The sequence below is a fragment of the Achromobacter aloeverae genome (assembly GCF_004121055.1).
Taxonomy (GTDB): Bacteria; Pseudomonadota; Gammaproteobacteria; order Burkholderiales; family Burkholderiaceae_B; genus Bordetella_C; species Bordetella_C aloeverae.
Genome location: NZ_PYAL01000001.1, coordinates 380,439 through 392,860 on the forward strand (window position 1 = coordinate 380,439; position 12,422 = coordinate 392,860).

13 protein-coding genes are annotated in these 12,422 nt (G+C 67.8%); 2 read left to right on the top strand and 11 right to left on the bottom strand.

The genetic code is table 11. The features are described 5' to 3' along the window. Window positions 1-25: 25 nt before the first annotated feature. Both tmk and mltG read right to left on the bottom strand, forming a co-directional pair. A complete protein-coding gene (gene tmk / locus C7R54_RS01675) occupies window positions 26-652 on the bottom strand; it encodes a dTMP kinase (RefSeq protein ID WP_129148457.1) in 627 nt (208 codons plus the stop codon). After that, window positions 649-1,668, bottom strand: coding sequence for an endolytic transglycosylase MltG (gene mltG / locus C7R54_RS01680; RefSeq protein ID WP_129148458.1), 1,020 nt, complete (start codon window positions 1,666-1,668; stop codon window positions 649-651). The genes tmk and mltG overlap by 4 nt, the downstream gene beginning before the upstream one ends. A gap of 264 nt (window positions 1,669-1,932) precedes the next feature. On the opposite strand from mltG, the gene ygfZ reads away from it, so the two are divergent. Beyond that, a complete protein-coding gene (gene ygfZ, locus C7R54_RS01685; RefSeq protein ID WP_129148459.1) occupies window positions 1,933-3,024 on the top strand; it encodes a CAF17-like 4Fe-4S cluster assembly/insertion protein YgfZ in 1,092 nt (363 codons plus the stop codon). A gap of 181 nt (window positions 3,025-3,205) precedes the next feature. Here the strand turns inward: ygfZ and C7R54_RS01690 are convergent, their stop codons facing one another. From C7R54_RS01690 to C7R54_RS01715, 6 genes are all read right to left on the bottom strand, one after another. Beyond that, window positions 3,206-3,895 (bottom strand): VIT1/CCC1 transporter family protein, encoded by a 690-nt coding sequence (locus C7R54_RS01690; protein WP_129148460.1) that lies wholly within the window; start codon window positions 3,893-3,895, stop codon window positions 3,206-3,208. A gap of 543 nt (window positions 3,896-4,438) precedes the next feature. Next, window positions 4,439-5,326, bottom strand: a complete 888-nt coding sequence (gene mmsB, locus C7R54_RS01695; RefSeq protein ID WP_129148461.1) for a 3-hydroxyisobutyrate dehydrogenase — start codon at window positions 5,324-5,326, stop codon at window positions 4,439-4,441. A 122-nt stretch (window positions 5,327-5,448) separates the two neighbouring features. Continuing rightward, complete coding sequence (locus tag C7R54_RS01700) at window positions 5,449-6,621, bottom strand: enoyl-CoA hydratase/isomerase family protein (RefSeq protein WP_129148462.1); 1,173 nt, start codon at window positions 6,619-6,621, stop codon at window positions 5,449-5,451. Next, window positions 6,618-7,778, bottom strand: a complete 1,161-nt coding sequence (locus tag C7R54_RS01705; protein WP_129148463.1) for an acyl-CoA dehydrogenase family protein — start codon at window positions 7,776-7,778, stop codon at window positions 6,618-6,620. Before C7R54_RS01705 ends, C7R54_RS01700 begins: the two co-directional genes overlap by 4 nt. A gap of 200 nt (window positions 7,779-7,978) precedes the next feature. Beyond that, window positions 7,979-8,341 carry an RnfH family protein gene (locus C7R54_RS01710; protein ID WP_129148464.1) on the bottom strand — a complete coding sequence of 121 codons (363 nt, stop codon included), beginning with the start codon at window positions 8,339-8,341 and terminating at the stop codon, window positions 7,979-7,981. After that, complete coding sequence (locus C7R54_RS01715) at window positions 8,331-8,765, bottom strand: type II toxin-antitoxin system RatA family toxin (protein ID WP_129148465.1); 435 nt, start codon at window positions 8,763-8,765, stop codon at window positions 8,331-8,333. Before C7R54_RS01715 ends, C7R54_RS01710 begins: the two co-directional genes overlap by 11 nt. Window positions 8,766-8,833: 68 nt before the next feature. Here C7R54_RS01715 and smpB point away from each other — a divergent pair, with 68 nt between their 5' ends. Beyond that, complete coding sequence (gene smpB / locus C7R54_RS01720; RefSeq protein WP_129148466.1) at window positions 8,834-9,301, top strand: SsrA-binding protein SmpB; 468 nt, start codon at window positions 8,834-8,836, stop codon at window positions 9,299-9,301. Between the two features lie 42 nt (window positions 9,302-9,343). Here smpB and C7R54_RS01725 read toward each other — a convergent pair whose 3' ends face one another. Genes C7R54_RS01725 through C7R54_RS01735 form a run of 3 tightly spaced genes read right to left on the bottom strand, consistent with a single transcriptional unit; the run spans window position 9,344 to window position 12,386 of the window. Further along, window positions 9,344-10,066: a hypothetical protein gene (locus tag C7R54_RS01725; protein WP_129148467.1), complete on the bottom strand. Its 723-nt coding sequence runs from the start codon at window positions 10,064-10,066 to the stop codon at window positions 9,344-9,346. 24 nt (window positions 10,067-10,090) lie between these two features. Next, window positions 10,091-11,239, bottom strand: a complete 1,149-nt coding sequence (locus C7R54_RS01730) for a GGDEF domain-containing protein (RefSeq protein ID WP_129148468.1) — start codon at window positions 11,237-11,239, stop codon at window positions 10,091-10,093. 4 nt (window positions 11,240-11,243) lie between these two features. Beyond that, window positions 11,244-12,386: a GGDEF domain-containing protein gene (locus C7R54_RS01735; protein ID WP_129148469.1), complete on the bottom strand. Its 1,143-nt coding sequence runs from the start codon at window positions 12,384-12,386 to the stop codon at window positions 11,244-11,246. Between the last annotated feature and the right edge of the window lie 36 nt (window positions 12,387-12,422).

Sequence of the window (12,422 nt, forward strand, 5' to 3'; positions counted from 1 at the left end):
CGTGCGCCGGTAAGGCGGATCGAGCTCATGCGGCCCCGCCCAGCAGCGCACGCACTTCGCCACGCAGTTGTTCGCGCACGACGTCCTTCGGGCGGCTGCTGTCGATGATCCGGATGCGGTCCGGATACTGGCGCGCGCGAGCATGGTACGCATCGCGCGTGCGCTGGAAGAATTCCGCCCCTTCGCGCTCGAAGCGGTCCGGTTCGCGGGCGTCCGCCAGGCGCGCACGGGCCACCTCCAGCGGCACGTCGAACAGCCAGGTGCGGTCCGGCTGCAGGGCCGGGCGCATCCAGGACTCCAATACGGCCACCCGTTCAGCGCCCAGCGCCCGGCCGCCCCCCTGGTAGGCATAGGTGGCGTCGGTGTAACGGTCGCACACCACCCACTCCCCGCGCGCCAGGGCAGGCTCGATGACCTGGCGCAGGTGCTCGCAGCGGCCGGCGAACATGAGCAGGGTCTCCGCGTCCAGTCCCATGGCCTCGTGCAGCACCAGGTCGCGCAGCTTCTCGCCCAGCGCGGTGCCGCCCGGCTCGCGCGTCACGCGCACCGTCAAGCCGGCGCGCTGCAACTCATCCGCCACCCATTGCACATGGGTGCTCTTGCCGGCGCCGTCCACGCCTTCGAACGTAAGGAATCGTCCCCGTATGGTCATTGCTGTCGATCCCGTCCCAGGATGTAGCGCGACACGTTGCGATTGTGGTCCGTCAACGTGGTGGAAAACTCACTGGTGCCGTTGCCGCGCGAAACGAAATAAAGAAACTTGTGCTGCTCCGGCTGCACGGCCGCCAGCAAGGCGGCGCGGCCGGGACTGGCGATGGGCGTGGGCGGCAGGCCGGTGCGCGTATAGGTGTTCCACGGCGTATCGGCTTGCAGGTCGCGTTTGCGCAGCTTGCCCTCGTAGTTCTCGCCCATCCCGTAGATGACGGTAGGGTCGGTCTGCAAGGGCATGTTTTCCTTGAGGCGGTTGGCGAACACACCCGCCACGCGGGCGCGGTCCGGACCGTGCCCGGTTTCCTTCTCGATGATGGACGCCAGGATCAGGGCCTCGTAGGGCGTGCTCACCGGCGCGTTGGGCGCGCGCCTGTCCCAGGTCTGGGACAGGATGCGCTGCCCTTCCTGGTATCCCCGGCGCAGGATATCGAAATCCGTGCTGCCCCGGGCGAACAGGTAGGTGTCGGGGAAGACCAGGCCTTCCATGCTGGCGGCGCTGGAGCCCAGGCGGCGCAGGATCTCGGCATCGTCGACGCCGTCCAGGGTCTGCTTGATGTCCGGATTGTCGCGCAAGGCCTGGCGGATCTGCCGGTAGTTCCAGCCTTCGACGAACGTGACCTGGCGCTGGTTGACATCGCCGCGCGCCAGGCGTTGCAGCAGCAGCCAGGGCGTATCCCCACGCACCGCTTCGTAGCCGCCTGCCTTGATCAGCTTGTCGCGTCCGCTCAGCCGCGCCATCCAGACAAAGCCGTCCTCCCACAGCGTGACCCCGGCCGTATTGGCGGCGTGCGCGACATTGCGCGGGCTGGCGCCGGGGTCGACCACGAAGTCCACCCGGTCGGAGGCCATCCGCAGAGGCTGGTTCATCCACAACCAGGCGCCCGCGCAAGCCGCGGCCAGCGCCACCACCACGAGCAGCAGGAAGAACAGGAAATAATAAATCGGTCGCTTCTTCATCAGACTCGAGAGTTTAATGGATTGCGCGCCGCTGCCGGTCCGCGCGGGGCGCGTATCATGTGCGCTTGATTACATGTTTCCGCGCCACGGCGCCCCACGGGAGAAATGCCCATACGCCAGCCCCTCGGGGCCGCCATTCCCTTGGGCGGCCCCGGCAGTGGAAAAAACCCGGGGCGGGCCGCCGAGCCGGCGCTGGCGCCCATGTTTTTTTCCAACCATTTTGTTTCAGACTATTAATGTCCGCCTGATCGCGGCCGCCGAACCATGCACGCCTTTTTCGAAGCCATTCCCGATTCCGCGCAAGGCCTCGCGCAGTGCGCCCCCCTGCCCGACCTGCAGGTCGTCAGCGCCAGTGGTGCGGACGCGATTACCTTCCTGCACGGCCAGTTGACCCAGGACCTCACCGGACTGGACAGCGCGCGCGCGTCCCTGGCCGGCTACTGCACCGCCAAGGGACGCCTGCTGGCCACCATGGTGATGTGGCGGGAGCCGGAAGGCACGGACGGGCCTGTTGTAGCGCCCGTTGTAGCGCCAGCCGCGCCCTCCGGCGCCGCGGCCGATGCGCGGCCGGGCGCCGCGGCCGTCCCGCCGCCCGCCGTCTTCCATGCGCTGGTGCGCGCGGACGTCGCGCCGTCGCTGGTCAAGCGACTGACCATGTTCGTGCTGCGCGCCAAGGCCAAGTTGGCCATCACGCCGCTGCGCGTCGCCGCGGTCTGGGGCGCCAAGGATATCGAGGCCCTGGGCCGCGCCGCCGGTGGCGACTTGCCGCGCACGGCATGGCAGCGAGCCAGCCTGCCCAGCGGCACGTGGATCGCCGCGCCGCGCGCCGCTGAAACGGACGGGGCCCGTTGGTGGTGGATCGCCAGCGACGCGCAGCTCGATGGCCTGGCGTCGTCCGACGGCGCGCTGCTCAATAGCCTGACGCTCGGCGACCCGGCCCACTGGCGCGCCGGCGACCTGGCGGCCGGCGTGCCCTGGGTAGGGGCCCAGACCCAGGATATGTTCATTCCCCAGACCGTCAACCTGGACCTGGTCGGCGGCGTCAGCTTCACCAAGGGCTGCTATCCCGGCCAGGAGGTCGTCGCCCGCAGCCACTACCGGGGCACGGTGAAGCGCCGCATGGCCCATGGCGTCATCGCCGGCGTCGCGGCGGCCGACGTGGCGCCCGGTACGGACGTCTATGATCCCGCGCAACCGAACGAACCTTGCGGCCGTGTCGTCGATGCGGCCGGCGCGCCGGATGCCGCCATCCTTTTCGAGACCGCGCTGTCGTCGCTGGAAAGCGGCGGCCTGCGGCTGGGGTCGGTGGACGGCGCGGCCATCGAGGTGCGGCCCCTGCCCTATGCCTTGACGTGACTGGGGGTGGAGGCGGGACGCGGCAGGCCGTCGCGTCTTGCTGCGATCGGGCCCATGCCTCGCATGATAGGCCGCTGCGCCTGGACGTGGCAGGCGAGCAGCCATGCCACCCGACACGGCCGCGCGCGCCGGCGCCTGCGGTGGAGCCGGGCCGGTCGCGGTATCTGCCCCGGCCCTGGCCCTAACTTACTACGCCGAACAGCGCGCCCGCGCCCGCCGTAAGCGCCATGGCCAGCGAACCCAGCACCGTCACACGCACGGCGGCGATGCCCTTGGGCGCGCCGCCGGCCCAGGCGGCGACCACGCCCAGCAAGGCCAGGCCGGCCACCGATCCAGCGGTCACGCCGCGCAGTAGCCAGGGGGCCGGCAAGACCAGCGCCAACAGCAAGGGCAACAAGGCGCCGGCGGCAAAACTGCAGGCCGACGCGACCGCGGCCTGCACGGGCCGGGCGCGGCTGCTCACGGAAATCCCCAGCTCGTCGCGCGCATGCGCGTCCAGGGCGTCGTGCGCCGTCAGGGCCCGGGCCACCTGGTCGGCCAGGTCGCGCGTCAGGCCGCGTTCGACGTAGATCTCCGTCAACTCCTCCAGCTCCACCGCGGAATTGCCCTTGAGCGAACGCTGTTCCATCCGTAGATCGGCATGCTCGACGTCGGACTGCGACTTGACGGAGACATATTCGCCGGCCGCCATGGACAATGACCCGGCGATCAGGCCGGCCAGGCCGGCCGTCAGGATGGCATGCGAGTCACCGGCCGCCGCCGTCACGCCGGCGATCAGGCTGGCGGTGGAGACGATGCCGTCATTGGCGCCGAGGACGGCCGCGCGCAGCCAGTTGCTGCGGAAAATACGATGGTGTTCCTTGGATGGCATGGGAAGTCGGCAGGGAGATTGGACGGGAATTCGACACGCGCCGATACTACCCCGTTCACACGCGAACTGACGTCAAATCCCGAATGGGAGCCCCCACGCGGCGCGGCTGACGCCGCTTGCTGCCCCCCAAGGGGGCGCTTTTACCTTGGGGCGGCCCGGCGGTAAAAGGGAGCCCCCACGCGGCGCGGCTGACGCCGCTTGCTGCCCCCCAAGGGGGCGCTTTTACCTTGGGGCGGCCCGGCGGTAAAAGGGAGCCCCCACGCCGCGCGGCTGACGCCGCGTGCTGCCCCCCAAGGGGGCGCTTTTACCTTGGGGCGGCCCGGCGGTAAAAGGGAGCCCCCACGCCGCGCGGCTGACGCCGCTTGCTGCCCCCCCAGGGGGCGCTTTTACCTTGGGGCGGCCCGGCGGTAAAAGGGAGCCTCCACGCCGCGCGGCTGACGCCGCTTGCTGCCCCCAAAGGGGGCGCTTTTACCTTGGGGCGGCCCGGCGGTAAAAGGGAGCCCCCACGCCGCGCGGCTGACGCCGCTTGCTCCCCCGCCTCACCTACCGCTTCGCCTGGTAAAGCTTCACGATGCTGGAAAAATCCAGCTTGCCGTGGCCGGCCCCGCTATGCAGGGCGTACAGGTTGCGCGCCAGCTCGCCCAGCGGCGTGGCCGAGCGGGTCGACAGCGCCGCCTCCGCGGCCAGGCCCAGGTCCTTGAGCATCAGGTCGGTGCCGAAGCCGCCGGCATATTCCTTGGATGCCGGCGCCTGCGGCATCACGCCCGGCCAGGGGTTGTAGAGTTCGGTGGCCCAGTTGCGGCCCGAGCTCTTGGCGATGATATCGGACAGCACCGCCGGATCCAGGCCATTGGCCACGCCCAGCGCCAATGCTTCCGATGTGCCGGCCATGAGTATCCCCAACAGCATGTTGTTGCAGATCTTGGCCACCTGGCCGGCGCCCGCCGCGCCGGCGTGGAAAATATTCTTGCCCATTTTTTCCAGGATGGGCCGGCCCCGCTCGAGCGCGGCCGCATCGCCGCCGACGATGAAGGTCAACGTACCGGCCACGGCGCCGCCGGTGCCGCCCGACACCGGCGCGTCGATCATGGCGATGCCGCGCGCCTGCGCCGCCGCGGCCACCTTGCGGGCGCTGTCCGGGGCGATGGTGCTGCATTCGATGACCAGCGCGGCGGCATCGATGGCTTGCAGCAAGCCGTCGCCGAGGTACAGCTTTTCCACGTGCTGGCTGGCCGGCAGCATGGAAATCACCACTTCCGCGCCCGCCACGGCCTCGCGCGCCGACGCCGCGGCGCGCGCGCCCGCCGCGGTCGCCGCCTGGATGCTGGCCGGCACCAGGTCATGGACCGTCAGGTCATGGCCGCCCTTGACCAGGTTCAGGGCCATCGGGCCACCCATATTGCCCAACCCGATAAAAGCGATCTTGCTCATGTTTCGTCTCCTCGATGTCGTGCTGCGATCTGGCATGTCCGCCCTGCGGGCGGCACGCGACTTTTGTCGTTATCTCGCCGCCGGCGGACGGTCCGGGCCCCGCCCGCCGCTCGGGTGCCGAGTCAGGTGCCGAGATCGGCCAGCGGATGTTGCAGGTGCGCCGGCCAGGGCTCCTCGAAGAACTTCTGCACCCACACCTCGTCGGCTTGTTCCAGCGTCGCCGGATTCCAGCGCGGACGCCTGTCCTTGTCGATCAGCAAGGCCCGTATGCCTTCCGCGAAATCGCCATGCGCCGCGGCCACCAGCGCCGCCACGTACTCCGCGCGGAACACATCGTCGAGCGACCGCTGGCGCAACCGCTGCAGCAAAGTGAAGGTCAACCGCACGGTGCCCGGCGACCCCGCCAGCATGGTCCTGGCCGCCTTGGCCAGCCACGGGTCGGCATGGTCCGCCAGGGCCGCGACGTCGGCATGGATTTCGTCCAGCCGCGTGCCCGAGCAAAGGTTGTTGATCATGAACGAATGCTGGCGCAGCGGCCCCGGCTCCAGCGTCTCGCTGGGCTCCATGGCGATCAGCGCGCGGCGCAGCAGGCCATCGTTGATGGAACGGGGCGCGAAGGCCTTCTCCGTATCCGCGCCACCGCCACGGACGCCGGCCCAGGGCTGGTCCAGCAGGGACTCGACCAGCGCGGGCCAGTCCGCGTGGCGCACATGGAAATCCGCCAATCCAGCGAAAAACGCATCGGACGTATTCAACTGGGCGCCGGTCAGGCCCAGGAACAGGCCCGTGCTGCCCGGCATCCGATTGAGCAGCCAACTGCCGCCGACATCCGGGAACAGGCCGATGGAGACCTCGGGCATGGCCAGCCGCGAGTGCTCGCTGACCACCCGGTGGCTGGCGCCCATCATCAGGCCTATTCCGCCGCCCATCACGTAGCCGTGCCCCCAGCACAGGATAGGCTTGGGATAGGTATGGATCTGGTAATCCAGCCGGTATTCGACTTCGAAGAACTCCCGCGCATGGACATTGGCCCAGGCGCCCTGCCCGGCCGTCTCGCGCATGCTGCGGTATAGCCCATGCAAATCGCCGCCGGCGCAGAATGCCTTGTCGCCCGCGCCTTGCAGCAGCACCACCGCCACGTCCGGATCGTGGGCCCATTCGTTCAGGCGGTGCGCCAGGCTGCGCGCCATCTCCAGCGACAAGCCGTTCAAGGTCTGCGGCGCATTCAGCGTCGCCACCCCTATCTTCATGCCGTTGCGGGTCGCGCGTTCCTCATACAACACGGAATCGCTCATCGTAGTTCAGCTCCTTTTTCCAACAACTGGCGGGCCACGATCACGCGCATGATCTCGTTGGTCCCTTCCAGGATCTGGTGCACGCGAGTATCGCGCACCAGACGCTCCAGAGGATAGTCCCGCAAATATCCGTAACCACCATGTATCTGTTGCGCGTCCAGGCAAATCTGGAAGCCCATGTCGGTGGCGAAGCGCTTGGCCATGGCGCAGTAGGTGCCGGCATCGGCCGCGCCGCTATCCAGCTTGCAGGCCGCCAGGCGCACCATCTGGCGGGCCGCCACCAGGTGCGTGGCCATGTCCGCCAGCTTGAATTGCAGCGCCTGGAACTCCGCCAGGCGCGTGCCGAACTGCTGGCGCTCCAGCATGTAGCGGCGCGCCGCGTCCAGCGCGCCCTGGGCCGCGCCCACCGAGCACGTGGCGATATTGATGCGGCCGCCGTCCAGGCCCTTCATGGCCAGCTTGAATCCCTGCCCCGGCTCGCCCAGCATGTGGTCGGCCGGCACGCGCACATTCTCGAAGGTGATGGCGCGAGTGGACTGGCTGTTCCAGCCCATCTTGTCTTCCTTGCGGCCATACGCGATGCCCGGCGATCCCGCCGGCACGGCGAAGGCGCTGACGCCGCCCGCGCCGCTGCCCCCCGTGCGCGCCATGACGATCAGCAAATCGGTATCGCCGCCGCCCGAAATAAAGGCCTTGGCGCCGTTCAGGACATAATGCGCGCCGTCGGGCGTCTCGACGGCCGTGGTGCGTAGCGACGCGGCGTCGGAACCGGAACCCGGCTCGGTCAGGCAATAGGACGCCAGCTTGGCGCCGGAAGACAGCGCCTCTCCCCATTGTTCGCGCACACGGGGTCCGCCCCACTTCCCCACCATCCAGGTGGCCATGTTGTGGATGGTGAGAAACGCGGTGGTCGACGGGTCGACCGCCGCCATTTCCTCGAACACCAGGGTGGCGTCCAGGCGGGGCAGTTCCAGCCCGCCGATTTCCGCGCTGGCGTACAGGCCGCAGAAACCCAGCCCGCCGGCCTTGTGGAAGACATCCTTGGGAAAAATCCCTTCGGCATCCCAGCGCGCGGCGTGCGGCGCCAGCTCGCCCTGGGCGAATTCGCGCGCTGCCTGGGCGTAGGCCCGCTGTTCCTCGGTGAGATCCAGATCCACGTTCGTCTCCTCTGGCGGCTTATGGCCGCGCTGCATTCTTGCGTTGGAATGTGACGCCCGGCGCATTTCACCATCGCCGCACCGGTGCCCCCTGGGGCCTGCTGGCATATTACGCCAGCCTGGCCTTTACGTTGACGTTAACGTCAACCCAGTAACAGCATAAACCGGCGCGCGGCGCCGGATTGCCATCTGGACGACTTTCAGCGCGGCGCCTTGGGCGTGCGCGGCGGGCGCGCCACCGGCATCTTGCGCCCGCGATGAGCGGCCCTGCGCCGCCGCGACTCCATGGGATCGAAGGTCAGGGGCCGGTAGATTTCGATGCGGTCGCCATCGCGCAGGATGTCGTCCGCCCGCACGGCATGGCCATGGATGCCGACGCCGTGCGCCCAGGGGTCCTGGTCCGGAAACGCCTCGCCGTAGCCGCTCGCCGCCAGGGCCTGGGCCACGCTGGCGCCAGGCGGCAGGGTCAGGCTGGCCTGCCAGGAACGCCCGGGCCAGGCCGCGCAGACCAGCACGGACAGCATCGGGGCAGCCGCGGCGCCCGCCTCCGGTCTACTCGCCATAAACCGCCTGGGCCCGCTTGGTGAAGGAATCGATGAAACTGGTGGCGATGCGGTTGAACACCGGACCCACCACCATCTCCAGCGCGCGGTTGGAGAACTCGTATTCCATGGTGAACAGCACCTTGCACGCGTCGGGCGACAACGCCTGGAAGTGCCAATGGCCCACCAGCATGGAAAAAGGCCCGTCGACCAGCTCCAGGTCGATACGATGGGGAAAGTCGTGCCTGTTCCGGGTGCTGAAGCGCTGCTTCAGGCCGGCGAAGCTGATGACAATGGATGCCTCCATGCCGTGCTCGTCGCGCGAACGGACTTCTGCGCCGCCGCACCAGGGCATGAATTCAGGATACTTTTCCACCCCGGCCACCAGTTCGAACATCTGGGCGTCGCTATATGGCACCAGGACGGATCTTTGGACTTTGTGCATCGACTATCGCAAATGGCTAGAATGACAGGATTTTAGCGGCTATACGCGCCGGCATGCGCCGGACCCCCATGAGCATTATCGATAATCGCAAAGCAAGCCACGAATACTTCATCGAGGACCGCTACGAGGCCGGCCTGGTCCTGGAAGGCTGGGAGGTCAAGGCCATCCGCGACAACCGGGTGCAGTTGAGCGACAGCCATGTCATCGTCCGCAATGGCGAACTGTTCCTCCTGAACATGCACGTCAGCCCCCTGCCGACGGCGTCCACCCACATCCATCCGGATGCCACGCGCACGCGCAAGCTGCTGCTGAAGGCGGAAGAAATCAGCAAGCTGATCGGCAAGGTGGAGCAACGGGGCTACACCCTGGTGCCGCTGAATCTCCACTACAAGAACGGCCGCATCAAGCTGGACTTCGCGCTGGGCCGCGGCAAGAAGCTGCATGACAAGCGGGACACCTCGCGCGACAAGGACTGGGCGCGCGAGAAGGAACGCATCATGAAGCACGACACCCGCAACGGGCGCCGCGACGGCTGAGCCCCAAGCGGGGAACGCCCCGGCGGGGCGCCCCGCCCCGCCTCAGCGCGGCGGGGACACGCGCCCCCGCGCCTGCGCCGTCTTGTCGGGGGGCTGCCTCACGGGGCTCTGCCTCAGTATCCGGTCGTGGATCATCATGATGATGCCCAACATGACCCCCGGCAGGGTCACCAGGCCGATGACGAAATAGATCGTGTTGACCGTGGACGCTTGCACCAACGCATCGACGGCATCCAGGCGCAGGAAGTACACGGCCGCGCGCCACACGTGCATCAGCGCAAGCACGCCGGCCATCGCCACCGTGAAAAGGTAGGGATAGCCCGGCGTCCCCATGGGCCGATGGCGCCATACCGTGATCGTGATCACGCCCGCCATCAATCCGCGCATCGTCGAGATGACGGCGGTACGCATGGAATAGTCCGTCCAGACATACCAGTACGTCGCCAGCGCCAGCGCGTACACCAGGGTCAGCACGGCCAGGCGCCGCTTCGGCACGCCGAGGCCGAAAAACTGCCGCGTTCCCGCGAAATAGAGCACCATATCGACGCCCAGCAGGATGCCTCCCAGCAAGCGCACGGGGACCGGCAGGCCCCCGGGCACCAAGGGCTGCGTGAAGTTCAGTGTCACCGCGACGCAAGTGACGGCGGCCGCCCAGCCATTGGTCGTCACGCCCGCGATGCCGCTGCGAGAAAGCGAAAACAGCACGCCCATCATCAGCAGGCAGATGATCATGATGATTACCAGCCAAAGCGTCGGTGTAGGCATTTCCGGTCTCCCCTTTTTCAGGTGTCAATGATGGGTCTTGATGTGGCCGCGCCCCGCATTCCTGGCGGCCGATAGTGCCTGGCTGGCGCGCTCGAACAGCGCCTGGGCGCTTTCCTGTCCGTCCCATTCCGCCAGTCCGGCGCTGAACGTATAGCTGATCGACCAAACGCCTTCCTTGCACGCGTCCCCGCCCACCGCCTTCGACAGCGCTTCGCTGGCCAGCAGGGCGGCGTCGCGGCGGGTATCGGGGAAAAGCGCGGCGAATATCTTGCCCTCGATGCGGCCGATCAGGGTCTGGTCGGGTAAAACGTCGGCCGCCAGCCTGGAAAAGTGCCGCAGCACCGCATCGGCCGACTGCGTGCCGAACGTCTGGTTGATGTGCCTGAGCCGGTCGATGCTCAGCACCAGCAGCGAAAACGGCTGGCCGCCGCGCGCGCCGCGCGCCACGGTCTTATGCGCCACCAGCCACCACGCCTTGCGCGACAGCACGCCTGTCAGGTCGTCCGTATGGGCTTCGGTCTCGCGCTGGGTGAGCATGCGGTCGTAGGCCATCAGCACCATGGCGAAAACCATCCCTGGCATCGTGAACAAGCCGACGGAGAGATAGATCGTCTGGAACCCCGACGATTGCGACATCGATCCGATGGGATCCAGGCGCAGCAGATAGGTCGTGAAACGCAGCGCGTGGACCACGGCCACCAGCATCGACATGCCCAATGCGAGCAGGTAGGGGTAGCGGGGACGATGCAGGGGCCGGTATCGCAAGATGGTGGCCGCCGTAGCGCAGGCCAGGCCGCTCAGCACGCCCGAGACAAAGACGACACGGACAGGCAGGTCACGCCAGACATACCAGAACAACACGATCCCCACCGCCAGCAAGGCGACGGCGGCGACCAGGGCCGCGACCGGTACGGGCCGCCCGAAGAAAAGTCGCACCCCCGCGTAGTACAACGCCGCCGCGGCGCCCACCATGACGTTGGCCACCACGATGCCGATGAACGGCGGCAGCCAGGGTTGCGCCGCGATCATGACCATCGAGGCGCACAGCAACAGCGTGGAAAGGACGCTCACCTTGCATCCGGGAACGTCATTGTGCGCCAGCGACCACAGCACCCTTCCCATCAGGAGGCTGACCAGGGCCGAGGTGCCCAGGAGTAGCGCCGGCGCGGGCATGGCCCTATCCCACCTGCGCCACGGGCCACGCCACGATGCGGTCGCGGCCGTCCTCCTTGGCGCGTCGCAGGGCGTGCATCGCGCGGTCGGTCATCCTGCGCGCGTCTTCCTGCCCGTCCCAGTCCACCAGGCCGCCGCTGAAGGTATAGCCGATGGTCCAGTTGCCGGATGTGGAGGCGTTGTCCCGCACCGCCCGCAGCAGCCGGTCGCTCAGGACCAGCGCCATATCGATGCGGGCGTCGGGATACAGAATGCCGAACTTCTCGCCGTCGATCCGGCCGATGATATCCTCGTCGCGCAGCACGCCGGCCGCCACGCCGGTGAAGTGCCGCAGCACCGCGTTGCCCAACAGGTGCCCGTAGGTCTCGTTGATATGCCGCAAGCGATCGATGTCCAGCACCAACAGGGAAAAGTGCTGGTTGCCGCGCCGGGCGCGGAGCACCGTTTTCTCGACCAGCAGCCACCAGGCCTTGCGCGACAGCACGCCGGTCGCGTTGTCCATATTGACCTCGTTCTCCCGCTCGGCCAGCATCCGGTCCTGCACCATGATGATCATGCCCAGGGTCAGGCCCGGCAGGGTAAACACGCCCACCGACAGGAACGCCACCTGGAATATCGACGTCTGGTGCATCGCCTCGATGGCGTCCAGGCGCAGCAGGTAGACCACCGTGCGCAGGGCGTGGGCGACCGCCTGGAGCGACGCCATGCCCAATGCAAAGACGTACGCGTAGGCCGGCCGGTGCAAGGGCCGGTGTCGCAGGATGGTGACCGCCATGGCCGTCGTCAGGGTGCAGTGCATGACCGATATGATCACGGTCCTGGTGGAGAAACTGCGCCAGACATACCAGAACAGCGCCAGCCCCACCGCCTCCATGACCACGACCAGGATCAGGCCCCGCGTGGGTACGTCAAGGCCGAAGAACTGCCTGATCGCGACCAGGTACAGGGTCATCGCGACCCCCAGCATGGTGTTGCCCACCACGATGCCGATGATGGGCGGCAGTATCGGTTGCGACGCGATGATCACGACGGAGACCACCGTCAGCGACGTGGCGCCGATGCATGCCCTCACCCCCGGAACGCCAGAGGCCACCAGCGCACCGAGTCCGCCCAGCATCAGCAGGCAGACCAGCATCGAGACGAGCATAAAGATGGTCGGGCCGCTCAATTTTCCCCCTTGTCT

Excerpts from the sequence above, each read along its gene's own strand:
- C7R54_RS01735 (WP_129148469.1), bottom strand. The coding sequence starts at position 12,386 with ATGCTCGTCTCGATGCTGGTCTGCCTGCTGATGCTGGGCGGACTCGGT.
- mmsB (WP_129148461.1), bottom strand. The coding sequence starts at position 5,326 with ATGAGCAAGATCGCTTTTATCGGGTTGGGCAATATGGGTGGCCCGATG.
- C7R54_RS01715 (WP_129148465.1), bottom strand. The coding sequence starts at position 8,765 with ATGCACAAAGTCCAAAGATCCGTCCTGGTGCCATATAGCGACGCCCAG.
- C7R54_RS01710 (WP_129148464.1), bottom strand. The coding sequence starts at position 8,341 with ATGGCGAGTAGACCGGAGGCGGGCGCCGCGGCTGCCCCGATGCTGTCC.
- ygfZ (WP_129148459.1), top strand. The coding sequence starts at position 1,933 with ATGCACGCCTTTTTCGAAGCCATTCCCGATTCCGCGCAAGGCCTCGCG.
- tmk (WP_129148457.1), bottom strand. The coding sequence starts at position 652 with ATGACCATACGGGGACGATTCCTTACGTTCGAAGGCGTGGACGGCGCC.
- C7R54_RS01690 (WP_129148460.1), bottom strand. The coding sequence starts at position 3,895 with ATGCCATCCAAGGAACACCATCGTATTTTCCGCAGCAACTGGCTGCGC.
- C7R54_RS01730 (WP_129148468.1), bottom strand. The coding sequence starts at position 11,239 with ATGCCCGCGCCGGCGCTACTCCTGGGCACCTCGGCCCTGGTCAGCCTC.
- C7R54_RS01700 (WP_129148462.1), bottom strand. The coding sequence starts at position 6,621 with ATGAGCGATTCCGTGTTGTATGAGGAACGCGCGACCCGCAACGGCATG.
- mltG (WP_129148458.1), bottom strand. The coding sequence starts at position 1,668 with ATGAAGAAGCGACCGATTTATTATTTCCTGTTCTTCCTGCTGCTCGTG.
- C7R54_RS01725 (WP_129148467.1), bottom strand. The coding sequence starts at position 10,066 with ATGCCTACACCGACGCTTTGGCTGGTAATCATCATGATCATCTGCCTG.
- smpB (WP_129148466.1), top strand. The coding sequence starts at position 8,834 with ATGAGCATTATCGATAATCGCAAAGCAAGCCACGAATACTTCATCGAG.